Origin of the sequence: Streptomyces tatrensis (assembly GCF_049310065.1) — a bacterium.
GTDB lineage: Bacteria > Actinomycetota > Actinomycetes > Streptomycetales > Streptomycetaceae > Streptomyces.
Genome location: NZ_JBMDLB010000011.1, coordinates 5,972,049 through 5,985,992, shown reverse-complemented (window position 1 = coordinate 5,985,992; position 13,944 = coordinate 5,972,049). Strand labels below are relative to the sequence as shown.

Genomic DNA, 13,944 nt, shown 5'->3' with positions numbered 1-13,944 from the left:
GACGGACGTGCGGCAGGCTCCCCAGCCCGCCACCCTCGCCCCGTCCCCGATTCCCCCCGCGTGCGCAACCCCCGGTGCGCGCTCCCCTGCGCCCGAGGGCGCTGTCAGTCACCGATCGGTGACTCCGAAGTCACGAGACTAGGCACCGAACATGACGTGTAGGCGCTTTCCAGATAAAAACCACGTTGCCGAAGTGACCTTCAAACAAACGGAATTGACGCTACTCCAGCACTTTCAGGGACGAACCGTCCCCAACTGCTCGGCCAGCTCGACCGGATCGGTCGTAGGCCGCGCGCAGACGAAGTGTCGGCACACGTACGCCGTGGGGAGGTCGTGCATGAGCGTGCGCTCGGCCAGAAGGGGGAACTCCCCGCCACTGCCGTCCGCCGCCCCCGCCAGACCCGTCGCCACGACCGCCCCGGGAGCCGTCCCCAGCAACGCGACCCGGTGCAGCTCGGCCCGCGCCGGATCCTCCGGGTGCCCGACCACGGCGACCTCCCGCGGCCCGTCGACCAGCGCCTCGGCGACCGCCAGCCCGTGCCCGATGAAGCGCGGAGCGCGCGGCCCGAGCGCGTGCACCACGGCGAGCGCCCGCTCGGCCGCCGTACGGTGCGCCTGCGAACCGGTGTGCGCGGCGTACGAGAGCAACGCGCCGGCGGCGGCGGTCCAGCCCGAGGGGGCCGCGGTGTCGGTCGGGTCCTGCGGCCGCCTGATCAGCCGCTCCGCGTCGTGCGCGGTGTCGTAGAGCGAGCCGTCCTCGGCGGTGAACCGGTCCAGCACCAGGTCCACGAGGAACCCGGCGAACTCCAGCCAGACCCCTTCGCCCGTCACGGCGGCCAGGGCCAGGAACCCTTCCGCCACGTCCCCGTAGTCCTCCAGCACCCCGGCATTGACCCCGACGCGCCCGTCCTTGCTGGTCCGCGCGAGCCGCGCCCTCCCGTCCATGTGCACCCTGACCAGGAGATCGGCGGCCTCCGTGGCCCGCTCGACCAGATCGGGCCGGTCGAAGAAGGCCCCGCACTCGGCGAGGGCCGCGATGGCCAGCCCGTTCCACGCGGCGACGATCTTGTCGTCCCGGCCGGGCGCGGGACGCGCCTGCCGCGCGGCGAGCAGCCGCTCCTTGAAGCCGGCGAGCCGCTCGTCACCGATGTCCGGCCCCTGCACGGGCAGTTGGAGCACGGACATCCCGTGCTCGAAGGTGCCCTCCTCGGTCACCCCGAAACAGGCGGCGGCCAGCTCCCCGTCCTCCTCCCCCAGCACCTCGCGCAACTGGGCGGGAGTCCAGGCGTAGTAGACGCCCTCCACGTGCTTCCCCGTCTCCGGGTCCTCACTGTCGGCATCCAGCGCGGAGGCGAAGCCGCCCTCCTGGGTGCGCAGTTCGCGGACCATGAAGTCGGCGGTCTCCAGCGCGACCCGGCGCGCGAGATCGTCCCCGGTGGTGCGCCACAGGTGGGCATATACGCGACAAAGAAGCGCATTATCGTAGAGCATCTTTTCAAAATGCGGTGTTCGCCAGTCCCGGTCCACGGAGTACCGCGCGAACCCGCCCCCGAGCTGGTCGTAGATCCCGCCCCGCGCCATGGCCCCACACGTATCGGCCGCCATCTCCAGCGCGCCCTCGGACCCGGTCCGGGCGTGGTGGCGCAGCAGGAACTCCAGCACCATGGACGGCGGGAACTTCGGCGCCCCGCCGAACCCCCCGCGCGTGGAGTCGTACTCCCGCACCAGCCCGAGCAGCGCCTGCGCGAGCTCCTCGGGCCCGGGGGTACCGGCCTTCCCGTAGTCGAGCTGCCGCCCCGAGAGGTCCCGCACGATCCGCTGCGCAACCTCCGCCACCTCCTCGGGCCGCCCGACCCACGCGGTGCGCACGCCTTCGAGCACCTGCATGAAGGAGGGCATCCCGTGCCGGGGCTCGGGCGGGAAGTAGGTCCCGAAGTAGAAGGGTTCGGCATCGGGCGTGAGGAACACGGTCATGGGCCACCCGCCCTGCCCGGTGGCGGCCTGCACGGCTTCCATGTAGACGGCGTCGATGTCGGGCCGCTCTTCGCGGTCGACCTTGACGTTGACGAAGTGCTCGTTGAGATAGACAGCCGTCAGCTCGTCCTCGAAGGATTCGTTGGCCATGACATGACACCAGTGGCAGCTTGAGTAACCGACGCTGAGCATGACCGGCACCCCACGCTCCCGCGCCTCCGCGAAGGCCTCCGGGGACCAGGGCCACCAGTCGACGGGGTTGTCGGCATGCTGGAGCAGGTACGGAGAGGTCTCGTTCGCGAGGCGGTTCGACATGGGGCCATCCTGCCGCACGAGCAGGAGTCCGCCCCAAAACCTCACGGCCGAACGCCGCATTTCCCGGAAGCCCACGACAGCGCTGCCCGATCAGTGGAGGATGCGACAGCACCTGTTTCATACCCTGGGGAGGGACCACAAAAATGAGCGACGCCGGTCAGCAGCGGGCCTCCTATCTTCTGGACGGCCGCCGCGTCACCCTTTCCCATCTGATCGAGGCCGGGCTCCTCAAAGAGGGCGAGACACTGACCTTCGACCGCCCTCGGGTCGGGGAGACGCATACGGCCCGCATCGCGTCGGACCACCGGATCGAGCTGCTGGACGGCCGGCGCTTCAAATCGCCGTCGGCCGCGGCCAGCGCGGCCGTCGGCACGGGATCCTTCGACGGCTGGGAAGCATGGACCGTGACCGGCGGCTCCCTGCTGTCGACACTCCGACAGCAACTGCTGGACGACGCGGCTGAAGCGGCGGAGGTCACCGAGGAGACCGCCCTCTCCGTGGAACGCCACGAAAGGCTGAAGCAGGCGCGGCACGCGGCGCAGCTCGGCAAACCCACGACCCTCTCGGTACGGCAGCTGATCGACTGGTGGGGCGCGAAAGGACGCGGCGGTCTGATCATCCGGCAGATTCACGCCGATCTCGCCAACCACGGCCTTTCCACCTCGCCGGACTTCGACGCCGTCTCCCTCGACGACGAAGTACAGGTCGTCAGCACCACCCCGGTCCTCGATGAGGTGCCTCCCGCCGAGGATGCCTTCGTCACCATCGCTCCCCTCCCCGACGAAGAAGAGGACGAGCCCGTGGTGGGACTGACCGTGGGCAACCTTCCCTCCGCACTGGCCGGCGTGGAATCAATCTCCCCCTCAGCGACATTCGAGGAGGCGATCACCAAGATGGCGATCAACGGGTACTCCCAGCTGCCCGTTCTCGCGGGGACCCGCAACCTGCAGGGAGCCATCACATGGGAGTCCATCACCCGAGCCCGCCATGCCGATCCGTCCGCACCATTCTCGAAGGCGTTCGTCCTGCCTCGTGAGGTCAGATACGACCGCCACCTGGTCGACATCATTCCGATGCTCGCGGAGTCCGATTTCGTTCTGGTTCGGGACGAGAAGAACAACGTCGCCGGGATCGTCACGGCCACCGACGTGGCGGCCACCTATGGCGAAATGGCCACGCCCTTCTTCCTCATCGGTGAATTCGACCAGCTGCTGCGCCGGATACTGGTCGCCAATTTCGACATCACGTACGCGGCCTCGCTGTGCGACCCGGAGGGCAAGCGGAAGATCGAGGCCTTCGACGACCTCTCCATCGGGGACTACCAGCAGGTCCTGGGGAACAAGGACGCGTGGGAGGCGCTGGGCTGGCCCCTCGACAGAAAGGTGTTCCTGAGCCGGGTCAACGATCTCCGCGAGATCAGGAACGACCTCATGCACTTCAACCCCGACCCGCTGCCACAGGACGCAGTTCGGAAGATCCGGAACATGATCACCTTGCTCCGCGAGTACGGAAGCTGAGGGACCGCCACTCGCCACCCCGGCCCCTCGGTCATTCCCTGAGCAAGGGGGCCAGGTCGTGGGTCCAGGTGTCGCGGGTGTGGGTCCAGGTGGCCGGGCAGGTGGCGCGGGCCGGGGTGGCGAGGTTCTTGTGGCGGGCCGGGGAGGCGCCGTAGACCGCGCAGCGGTGGGATTCCGCGCGGGCGGCGGGCGGGGCATGCGCTTCGGAAGGGGCGGGGTCTTCGGAGGGGGTGGGGGCGAAGGCTGCCGACAGGTCGTGGGCCCGGGCCGCGAGCAGGAGCGACTCGGCACCCTCCTTGCTGCCGTTCAGCATCAGCTGGGCGAAGCGGTCGGCGGCGTCGCCCTCCGCGCGGTCCCCGTCGGCCGGGAGGTTCAGTGCGTCGATGAGGGCGTGGCCGACCTCGTGGTAGAGCATCTCGTAGACGAGTTCGGCGAGGTCTTCGTCGTGGAGGAAGCTCTCGGCGCGGGAGAACAGTTCGCGCTGCTTGCCCAGGTCGTCGTAGCAGAAATCGATGCGCCGGGCCTGCGGGTCATAGCCGCTGCCCTCGCCGTGGCAGGAGCGGGCGACGACGGTGACCAGGTGGGGAAGGTCGACGTAGTCGTTGAGGCCGTCGACGATCATGTCGGCGAGGATCCACTGCTTCAGGAATCGGGCCTCGTCGCGGTCGGCGGCCGCCGGCTTCTCGTAGCGGAGCCAGAACCCCCGTGTGGGTACTGGTTCTTTCGGCAGCAGCGCGCAGCCGGTCATCGCCAACAGCAGGGCCGCCAGCGCCGCGCACAGTCCCGGAGTTCTCCAGCGTCTGCTCACCGAGCCACCATAAGCGACCGCTTGCGCGCCAACTCCCTCTGAACTAGCTCAGATTCCCTCGCGCTTGCGACCGTCCCGAAGGACACTTGTGGCACGGTGCCGGAGCTCTCTGAGGGGGATTGCCGATGCGGGACAGTCATCGCGGTGAGGCCGAGCGGCTGCTGGGGCGGGCCGTGGAGGAGGAGTCCCGGCGGGGGGCGGGCGGGGCGGCGGGTACTCCCGAGGCCAAGGCGGCGCTGCTGGCGCGCGGCAAGCAGGCCCTGGACGCGCTCGCGGCGAGTGCGGCCACCGAGTACGAGGCGTTCACGCGTGCCCTGGACGAGGCGGCGGCCGGGGACGAGTCGCTCGGTGAGGCCTTCCGGCGGGCGAACACCTCGACGGCGTTGCTGGTCACGGGGGTCGCGGCCGCTGCCGCGGTCGTGGCCGACCTGGCCTTCAGTGTGGCGGTCGGCACGGCGCTGACCACCGGCGCCGTGGTGGGCGTGGCCGGGGCGACGGCGACCGTGGTCAAGGTGACCGCCCTGCACCTGCCCGCGGCGAACCGGCGGGCCGGGGAGGCGGGCCGGCCCGGCGGCGCGGAGCAGCTCAAGTTGCAGTGGCTGTCGGCGCTGGAGGTGCGCGGGATCCGTCCCTTCCTCGAGCAGCAGCGCAAGGTGGCCGCGGCGCTGCACACCCCGCACAAGGTGAACGGGACCGGCGGGAACGGCGGCTCCGCCCTCCAGCTCCGCGGCGCCAATCGCAGCGCCGAGGCCCGCCGGCGGGCCATGCTGGAGCAGTCTTTCGGCCAACTCCCGGCTCTGGAAGGTGCGTTCGTCGGGCGCCGGGCCGAGTTGGCCCGGATCGCCCAGTGGGTGCACAGCGCCCGGGCGAGCACCGAGACCCGGCCGGTGGTCGTGGTGCTGCACGGGGAGCCCGGGGTGGGCCGCACCACGCTCGCGCTGCACGCGGCGCAGGCGCTGCGGGACCAGTTCCGGGGTGCCTGCGTGGTGAACCTGCGCGGTGGCGGCGCCTCCGAGAGTCCGCTGCCGACCCGTGAGGCGCTGCTGCACCTGATGAACCGGCTCGGCGCGCCCCGTGAGCAGCTACTGTTCCGCGAGGGCTCGTCGGCGGAGCAACAGGTGCGCAGGCTAGGTGAGTTGTACCACCAGCATGTACAGGGGACCCCGGTGGCGGTGGTCCTGGACGACGCCGTGGACGCCGCGCAGGTACGGATGCTCGTGCCCGAGCGCTCCGAGAGCCTGGTCCTGGTCACGGCCCGGGAGCCGCTGGAGCTGCCCGCGGAGCTGGCGGCCTGGGTGTACCAGCTGCCGGTGACCCGGCTGACGGAGGAGGCCGGTGCGGAGCTGGTCCGGGCGGCGGGCGCGGGCACGGACCCGGCGGGCGGCGCGAACCTGTCGGGCGCGGGTGTCGGGGCGTCGAGTGCCGGGGCGACGGGTGCCGCAGGGCCGGGAGACGCGAAGGTGAGCGTGGGAGGGGCGGAGCCGCCCGCAGGAGCCGGCGCAGGCGCGGGCGTGGCCGCGCCCGCGGCCCCGTACCCGGAGGAGACCGTACGCGCGCTGCTCGCGCTCGGCGCCGGCCTGCCGCTGGCGCTGCGCGTGCTGGCCCCGCTGGGGAGTGTCGGGGAGTCCCCGGAGCCCGGCGGCTCCCTGGAGGCCGCCCTGGATCTGGCCTACGCGGCCCTGCCCGAGGAGCGGCGCCGGCTGCTGCGCCGCCTGACGCTGGCGGGCCGGGCCTCGCTGGGGGCGGCGGCCGCGGCTGCGCTGATCGACGCGGACCAGGTGGAGGCCGGGCGGCTGCTGCGCGAGCTGGCGCGGGCGGGGCTGCTGGACCACGTACGCGGGGACCGGTTCCGGATGCACGATGCGGTGCGGGCGTACGCGGCGGCGCGCCTGGCGCAGGACGAGGACCGGGCAGGCGCGGCGGCGGCGCACGAGCGGCTGATCCGTACGTACGCGCAGCTCGCGGACTCGGTGATCCGGATGGTCGACGGGAAGATGTCCACGCGGGCGAACGCCCTGTCCAAGGCGAGCACGGTCGGCGGGCACGGGTTCGTCTCCCTGGACGCGGCCCTGCGCTGGCTGGACGACGAGTCGAGCTTCATCACGGCGGCGCTGCGGCACTCGGAGGGCGTGGACCAGCAGGCCGTACTGGACCTGCTGGGCGCGCTCTGCGACTTCTGCCTGCTGCGCGGCGACCTGTACCGGCTCGGTGAGATCAACGAGCTGACGCAGGCCGTCGACCAAGGGCTGCTGGTCCGCTCGGTGCAGTGGCGTACGGGCATCGCGGCCCGCCAGCTCGGCGAGCTGGACAAGTCCCGCACCACCCTGACCTCGCTGGTCGACCAGTACAAGGAGGCCCGGCAGGAGGCCGGCGCGGGCATGGCCCTGGTCTCTCTGGGCATCACCCTGCACCACCAGGGCAACCTCCCCGAGGCCTCGGCCCGCATCCGCGAGGCGCTGGTGCTCCAGGCCACGGACGAGCTGGCGGGCGACCGGGCGTGGGGCCTGCACGCGCTCGGCGCGGTGGAGCGCGACCGCGCGCACCTCGCGGAGGCGCTGCGGCTGCTGCGCGAGTCGCTGGGACTGCACCGGGAGAGCGAGAGCGTGCACGGCGAGGCCTGGGCGCACCTGCAGCTCGGCCAGGTGTACCTGCGCCTGGGCGAGGTCCCGCGCGCGGAGGCGGAGCTGCGCCTGGCGCTGGAGCTGTACGGGCGCACGCGCGACGACCGCGGCCAGGCGTGGGCGCTGACCCAGCTGGGCCGGGCCCGGGTGGTCGACGGGGATCCGGGGCCTGCCCTGGACCGGCTGCGGGACGCGCTGGCCCGGCACCGGGAGGCGGAGGACGCGCGCGGCGAGGCGTGGACGCTGTACTACCTGGGTCAGGCGCTGGAGGAGGCCGGGGAGCGGGACCGGGCGGTGCGGGAGCTGGAGCGGGCCCGCACGATGTTCTCCCGGATGCGGGACGTGTACGGGCTGGCGCACGCCCGCCACCACTCGGGCCGGGTCACGCGGGACCAGCGGGCGGCGCAGACGGGGAACCTGAGGAACTCCGGCTTCGCCCGGCAGCTGCTGGTGGACGCGCGGGCGGACTTCCGGCGGATCGGGCTGGCCCACGGGGAGGCCTGGACCTGCCTGGAGCTGGCGGTGGTGGACGCGGGCAACGGGCGGACCGGGCAGGCGCTGGACCTGTGCGAGGAGGCGGTGCGGCTGTTCATCTCGTACGGGGACCGGCGCGGGGAGGACTGGGCGCGCTTCCTGCGCTGCACGCTCCTGCCGTACGCGATCCCGGCGGCCCCGGACGAGGCGCGGACGGAGCTGGCACGGCTGTCGGCGGCCCCGCACCCGATGCGGGACGGGCGGCTGGAGGACTGCCTGGAGTCCTACACGGTGATCCTGGGGCGCGGGGTGGACCCGGCGGAGGGCTGGCAGGCGTGGCGGCTCTCGCTCGTACCGAACCTGCACTCGCGGGAGATCATGGGCGTCCCGGTGACGCTGCCCCCGGTGTAGGGCGCGCGGAGACCCGCCGCCGGGCCGCGAAGGAGGGCCGGGCGGCGGTCACCACACCTGGACGGCCCCTACGGGGCGCGCGTGCCCTCCGTCGGGGCGGGCTCCGGGGCTTCCTTGAAGTCGACGCGGCCCATGTGGCGGCTCATCGACTTCATCAGGCCCCACACCCCGAGGGCGAGGGCCGCGAACACGACGAATCCGAGGAGGCCCGGGGTCACCTTGTTCTTGTCGAAGGTGTCGCCGGCCAGCGGGAGGAGCTGGACGATTGCTTCGTGCGTAGCGCTCATCGTGTCGTCTTTCGTTCGGAAATGCGGCCACCGCTTGAGAAGGAAACAAGGCTCAGACTCAGAGGAGAACGCTGCGTCACGCCCTGACCTGACCTTGTCCACCCACGAATAGTCTCGCTAGCGTGCGAGCTGTGTCGAATTCCCACATGAAGCGGGCATTCAGGTACCGCTTCTACCCGAGTGACGTGCAGGCAGCGGAGCTGTCGCGCACGTTCGGGTGTGTGCGGAAGGTCTACAACATGGCCCTGGACGCCCGTAGGGTGGCGTGGCAGCGACAGGAGCGCGTGAACTAGGGGCAGACGTCGGCAATGCTGACCGAGTGGAAGAAGACGCCGGAGCTCGCCTTCCTGTCCGAGGTGTCCTCGGTCCCGCTCCAGCAGACGCTCCGGCACTTGCAGGGTGCGTTCATCTCCTTCTGGGAAAAGCGGTCGAAGTACCGCCGATTCAAGTCCCGGAAGAAGTCGCACGCTTCGGCGGAGTACACGCGCAGCGCCTTCAAGTTCCGTGACGGGCGGCTGACGCTGGCGAAGATGATCGAGCCGTTGGACATCGTCTGGTCGCGTCCTCTGCCGACAGGCAGCGAGCCATCCACCGTGACTGTCTCCCGAGACGCAGCGGGCCGCTGGTTCGTGTCGCTGCTGTGCGAGGACATGCCGGCCCCGATGCCCGCCACCACACGGGCGGTCGGTATCGACGTCGGCCTGAGCTCGCTGGCGACTTTGTCCACCGGGGAGAAGATCAACAACCCGAGGCATGAACGCAACGACCGCGCCCGCCTCGCGAAGGCGCAGCGAAATCTGTCCCGGAAGGAGAGGGGTTCGAGGAACCGGGAGAAGGCCCGCCGCAAGGTCGCGAGGATCCACACCCGGATCGCCGACCGGCGTCGTGATTTCCTCCACAAGCTGTCGACTCGGCTCGTGCGTGAAAACCAAACGCTCGTGATCGAGGACCTGACGGTCCGCGCCATGATCAAGAATCCTAAGCTCGCACGCGCCATCAGCGACGCGAGCTGGGCCGAATTCCGCTCCGTGCTGGAGTACAAGTGCGCCTGGTACGGACGCCGACTGATCACCGTCGACCGATGGTTTCCCAGCACGAAACTCTGTTCCCGCTGCGGCCACCTTGCCGCGGACATACCGCGGCACGTCCGCACCTGGACATGCAACGGTTGCGGCGCTGCCCACGACCGGGACGAGAACGCCGCAGTCAACCTTCTGGCCGCCGGGCTGGCGGCGACAGTCTGTGGAGACGGTGTAAGACCTCAACGGAAAACTCCGGACAGGCAGCGGCCAGCGAAGCAGAAAGCCCAACTCGCAAGGGGAGGGATCCCCTCCCATTAAGGAGGGGATCAAGTCAAAGCTACGCATTCTCCCGGATGCCCGCGAAGAGGTCGGACTCGGGGAGGGAAGTGTCCACGAGGGACTTCGCGAGCTCGTACTCCTCCGTCGGCCAGACCTCCTTCTGGATCTCCATCGGGACGCGGAACCAGCCGCCGTCGGGGTCGATCTGCGTGGCGTGGGCGATGAGCGCCTTGTCACGGATCTCGAAGAAGTCGGCGCAGGGGACGTGGGTGGTCAGCGTCCGCTCCTTGCGCTCGAACTCCTTCCACCGCTCCAGCCACTCGCCGTACGGGGATTCCAGGCCGCGGGCGAGCAGCGCCTCGTGCAGGGCGATGGTGCGCGGCTTGTTGAAGCCCTGGTTGTAGTAGAGCTTCTGCGGCTGGTACGCCGGGCCGAACTCGGCCTCGGGGTACTTCTCGGTGTCGGCCGCGTGATCGAAGGCCACCATCGTGATCTTGTGGGTCATGATGTGGTCGGGGTGCGGGTAGCCCCCGTTCTCGTCGTACGTGGTGACGGCCTGCGGCCGGAAGGCGCGGATCTTCTTCACCAGGCGGCCGGCCGCCTCGTCGACGTCGGCCAGGGCGAAGCAGCCCTCGGGCAGCGGCGGCAGCGGGTCGCCCTCGGGGAGCCCGGAGTCCACGTATCCCAGCCACTCCTGGTCGACGCCGAGGATCTCGCGCGCCTCGTCCATCTCCTTGGCGCGCACCTCGTGGATGTGCTCCTCGATGTACTTGTCGCCCTGGAGCTTGGGATTCAGGACGGAGCCGCGCTCGCCGCCGGTGCACGTCACGACCAGCACGGACACCCCCTCGGACACGTACTTGGCCATGGTGGCCGCGCCCTTGCTCGACTCGTCGTCGGGGTGGGCGTGGACGGCCATCAGTCGAAGCTGCTCGGTCAAGACAGGATCCTCTTTGAGTCGTCAGGGCGGGCGCTTCTATAGTGACCGAATCGGGAGGTGGAAAAATTCCGGGGGGTCACCCCGGGATCCCGATGTTTCGCCCACCTCGAAGGGAACGATCGATGAGCGCGGTGCGCGAAGGGCTGCCCGAGGGCCGCTACGGCCGGTCGGCGGACGAGCGTGCCGACCGCAAGCTCAAGATCATCGGTTCGGTCCTGGGGGTCGGGCTGCTGGGTGTGGTCGGCTGGATCGGCTGGGACTACGTGGCCGGGCAGAGCGTGAGCGCCGAGGTCATCAAGTTCAAGGTCGTCTCCGACACCGCCGTCGAGGTGCACCTCGAGGTGCGCAAGGAGGCCGCGGACACCGGTGTGTGCACGCTGAGCTCGCAGGACGAGAGTCACGGCGAGGTGGGCCGCGCCGATTTCACCTTCGCGCAGAAGAGCGGACGCGTGGACGAGATGGTCACGCTGAAGACCACCGGGCGGGCCACGATGATCGAGCTGATCGGCTGTCGCGTGGCGGGTTCCGCGGGCTGACCTGACGCAGTTCACACACTTGGCGTCCTCCCCCTTTTCTTCCCGAATTGTTAGGCTCGTGGTTTCGTCCGCCGCTGGCGGCTTTGTTGTCCCTGTACCGACGAGGAGCACCCGTGACCCAGACGAGCGAGAGCGTCACCTGGCTGACCCAGGCGGCGTACGACCAGCTGAAGGCCGAGCTGGAGTACCTCTCTGGTCCCGCACGGTCGGAGATCACGATCAAGATCGCGGCCGCCCGCGAGGAGGGTGACCTCCGTGAGAACGGCGGTTACCACGCGGCCAAGGAGGAGCAGGGCAAGCAGGAGCTCCGCATCCGCCAGCTCACGCAGCTGCTGGAGAAGGCCAAGGTCGGCACGGCCCCCGCCTCCGACGGCGAGGTGGCCCCCGGCACCCTGGTCAAGATCGCCTTCGACGGCGACGAGAGCGACACGATGGAGTTCCTGCTGGCCTCGCGCGAGTACGCGTCCTCGGACTTCGAGACCTACTCCCCGCAGTCCCCGCTGGGCCTCGGCGTGCTGGGCAAGAAGATCGGCGAGGACGCCCAGTACGAGCTGCCGAACGGCAAGCAGGCCTCGGTCAAGATCCTCGACGTCAAGCCCTTCACCGGCTGATCACCCCCTCTCTTTGAACACTTCGCCCCGCCGGGCTGCTGCTCGGCGGGGCGAAGTGTTTCCGGGGGGTGTTTTCCGGGGCGAGGCGCTTCCGGGGCGGGCCGGCCCCCGCGTGCCCGCGGTGGCTACGCCGTCGCCGAGCGGTACTTGCGCACGGCCAGGGTGCGGAACACCACGATGATCACGACGGACCAGAGCAGCGAGGCCCACACCGGGTGCTGCATCGGCCAGGCGTCCGACGGCGACACACCCGGGTTGCCGAAGAGTTCGCGGCAGGCCTGCACGGTCGCGCTGAACGGGTTCCACTCCGCGATGGGCTGGAGCCAGCCCGCCATGTTCTCGGTGGGAACGAAGGCGTTGGAGATGAAGGTGACCGGGAACAGCCAGATCAGCCCGCCCGAGGTGGCCGCCTCCGGGGTCCGCACGGACAGGCCGATCAGGGCGCCGATCCAGGAGAAGGCGTAGCCCAGGAGCAGGAGCAGGAGGAAGCCCGCGAGCGCCTTCGGTACGCCCTCGTGGATGCGCCAGCCCACGAGGAGCGCCACGATCGCCAGGACGACCATGGTCAGGGCGGTCTGCACGAGGTCGGCCAGGGTGCGGCCGGTGAGGACCGCGCCGCGGGCCATCGGCAGCGACCGGAAGCGGTCGATGAGGCCCTTGTGCATGTCGTCGGCGATGCCCGCGCCGGCTCCGGCGGTGGCGAAGGTGACGGTCTGCGCGAAGATGCCGGCCATCAGGAAGTTGCGGTAGTCGCTCGCGCTGGTCGAGCCGCCGATCATCATCGAGCCGCCGAAGACGTAGCTGAACAGCACGACGAACATGATCGGCTGGATCAGCCCGAAGATGACCATCTCGGGGATGCGGGACATGCGGATCAGGTTCCGCTTCGCCATCACCAGGGAGTCGTTGATCCCCTGGACGATGCCGCCGCGCGGGCGGGGGGCCGCCGGCTCCGGGGTCGTGGAGGTGAGGGTCACTTCGCCGCCTCCTTGCGGTCCTTGCGGCTGCCCGTCGACTTCGCGGACTTCGCGTCGTCGGGGGCCTCTCCGTTCTCCTCGGCTTCTCGCTCCGCCGCGTGGCCGGTCAGGGAGATGAACACGTCGTCCAGGGTGGGACGGCGCAGGCCGATGTCGTCGATCTCGATGCCGCGTCCGTCGAGTTCGCGGATGACCTCGGCGAGCAGCTTGGCTCCGCCGGAGACCGGCACGGTCAGCTTGCGGGTGTGCTCCTCGACGGTGGTCTCACCCTTGCCGAAGCCGGCGAGCACCTCGCGGGCCGCGGCTATGCGGTCGCGCTCGTGCACGACGACCTCGACGCGCTCGCCGCCCGTCCGGGCCTTGAGCTCGTCGGAGGTGCCGCGTGCGATGACCCGGCCGTGGTCGACCACGCAGATGTCGTGCGCGAGGTGGTCGGCCTCCTCCAGGTACTGCGTGGTGAGCAGCAGGGTGGTGCCGCCGGCGACCAGTTCCTGGATGATCCCCCACAGCTGCTGGCGGTTGCGCGGGTCGAGACCGGTGGTGGGCTCGTCCATGAACATCACGGGCGGGCTGACGACGAGGGCCGCGGCGAGGTCGAGTCGCCTGCGCATGCCGCCCGAGTACGTCTTGGCGGTGCGGTCGGCGGCGTCGCCGAGGTTGAAGCGCTCGAGCAGTTCGGCGGCCCGGGCCTTGGCCGCCTTGGCGCCCATCTGGTAGAGCTGGCCGACCATTTGGAGGTTTTCCCGGCCGGTGAGGTATTCGTCCACGGCGGCGAACTGGCCGGAGAGGCCGATCGAGCGCCGGACTTCGTTGGGGTGCTTGAGGACGTCGATCCCGGCCACCACCGCCTTGCCGCTGTCGGGCTGGAGGAGGGTGGTCAGGACACGTACGGTCGTGGTCTTTCCCGCGCCGTTGGGGCCGAGCAGACCGAGGACCGTGCCTTCGGGTACATCGAGGTCAACGCCGTCCAGAGCCCTTACGTCGCCGAAGGTCTTGACCAGACCTTCGGCGTAGATGGCGCCTGGCATATGGGTACTCCCAGTGCGAATCGAACCGGTTGAATCGTGACATTTCTACGCGAATCCTACGAACGCCGAATCGACCTCGCTCGGCCGAACGGGCGACAACCTATCGCGTCATATCGCGTCTCGCCACCGGATCGGGGAGTGTCG

Annotated in this window: 10 protein-coding genes and 1 pseudogene; 5 read left to right on the top strand and 6 right to left on the bottom strand. The window is 70.2% G+C overall.

The features are described 5' to 3' along the window. Positions 1 to 234 precede the first annotated feature (234 nt). The gene (locus ACODT5_RS43345; RefSeq protein ID WP_422524399.1) at positions 235 to 2,289 is read right to left on the bottom strand and encodes a thioredoxin domain-containing protein; all 2,055 of its coding nucleotides are present in this window, start codon (positions 2,287 to 2,289) and stop codon (positions 235 to 237) included. Between the two features lie 143 nt (positions 2,290 to 2,432). On the opposite strand from ACODT5_RS43345, the gene ACODT5_RS43340 reads away from it, so the two are divergent. Beyond that, a complete protein-coding gene (locus ACODT5_RS43340; RefSeq protein WP_422524398.1) occupies positions 2,433 to 3,806 on the top strand; it encodes a restriction system modified-DNA reader domain-containing protein in 1,374 nt (457 codons plus the stop codon). Positions 3,807 to 3,837: 31 nt separating this feature from the next. Here ACODT5_RS43340 and ACODT5_RS43335 read toward each other — a convergent pair whose 3' ends face one another. After that, the gene (locus tag ACODT5_RS43335; protein WP_422524397.1) at positions 3,838 to 4,614 is read right to left on the bottom strand and encodes a DUF4344 domain-containing metallopeptidase; all 777 of its coding nucleotides are present in this window, start codon (positions 4,612 to 4,614) and stop codon (positions 3,838 to 3,840) included. Between the two features lie 125 nt (positions 4,615 to 4,739). On the opposite strand from ACODT5_RS43335, the gene ACODT5_RS43330 reads away from it, so the two are divergent. Next, on the top strand, positions 4,740 to 8,120 hold the full coding sequence (locus ACODT5_RS43330) for a tetratricopeptide repeat protein (RefSeq protein ID WP_422524396.1): 3,381 nt from the start codon (positions 4,740 to 4,742) through the stop codon (positions 8,118 to 8,120). Positions 8,121 to 8,188: 68 nt separating this feature from the next. On the opposite strand, the gene ACODT5_RS43325 is transcribed toward ACODT5_RS43330, so the two are convergent. Then, positions 8,189 to 8,407, bottom strand: a complete 219-nt coding sequence (locus ACODT5_RS43325) for a hypothetical protein (protein WP_382977232.1) — start codon at positions 8,405 to 8,407, stop codon at positions 8,189 to 8,191. Between the two features lie 146 nt (positions 8,408 to 8,553). Between ACODT5_RS43325 and ACODT5_RS43320 the strand changes: the two are divergent. Then, positions 8,554 to 9,747, top strand: a pseudogene (locus tag ACODT5_RS43320) (RNA-guided endonuclease InsQ/TnpB family protein). A gap of 19 nt (positions 9,748 to 9,766) precedes the next feature. Here ACODT5_RS43320 and mca read toward each other — a convergent pair. Further along, positions 9,767 to 10,648, bottom strand: coding sequence for a mycothiol conjugate amidase Mca (gene mca, locus ACODT5_RS43315; protein ID WP_250751581.1), 882 nt, complete (start codon positions 10,646 to 10,648; stop codon positions 9,767 to 9,769). 122 nt (positions 10,649 to 10,770) lie between these two features. Between mca and ACODT5_RS43310 the strand changes: the two genes are divergently transcribed. Both ACODT5_RS43310 and greA read left to right on the top strand, forming a co-directional pair. Continuing rightward, complete coding sequence (locus ACODT5_RS43310) at positions 10,771 to 11,184, top strand: DUF4307 domain-containing protein (RefSeq protein ID WP_422524395.1); 414 nt, start codon at positions 10,771 to 10,773, stop codon at positions 11,182 to 11,184. A 113-nt stretch (positions 11,185 to 11,297) separates the two neighbouring features. Continuing rightward, complete coding sequence (gene greA / locus ACODT5_RS43305; protein ID WP_327304923.1) at positions 11,298 to 11,795, top strand: transcription elongation factor GreA; 498 nt, start codon at positions 11,298 to 11,300, stop codon at positions 11,793 to 11,795. 125 nt (positions 11,796 to 11,920) lie between these two features. Here the strand turns inward: greA and ACODT5_RS43300 are convergent, their stop codons facing one another. Both ACODT5_RS43300 and ACODT5_RS43295 read right to left on the bottom strand, forming a co-directional pair. Continuing rightward, complete coding sequence (locus ACODT5_RS43300) at positions 11,921 to 12,772, bottom strand: ABC transporter permease (RefSeq protein WP_422524394.1); 852 nt, start codon at positions 12,770 to 12,772, stop codon at positions 11,921 to 11,923. Beyond that, on the bottom strand, positions 12,769 to 13,800 hold the full coding sequence (locus ACODT5_RS43295; RefSeq protein WP_422524393.1) for an ATP-binding cassette domain-containing protein: 1,032 nt from the start codon (positions 13,798 to 13,800) through the stop codon (positions 12,769 to 12,771). Before ACODT5_RS43295 ends, ACODT5_RS43300 begins: the two co-directional genes overlap by 4 nt. Positions 13,801 to 13,944: the final 144 nt, after the last annotated feature.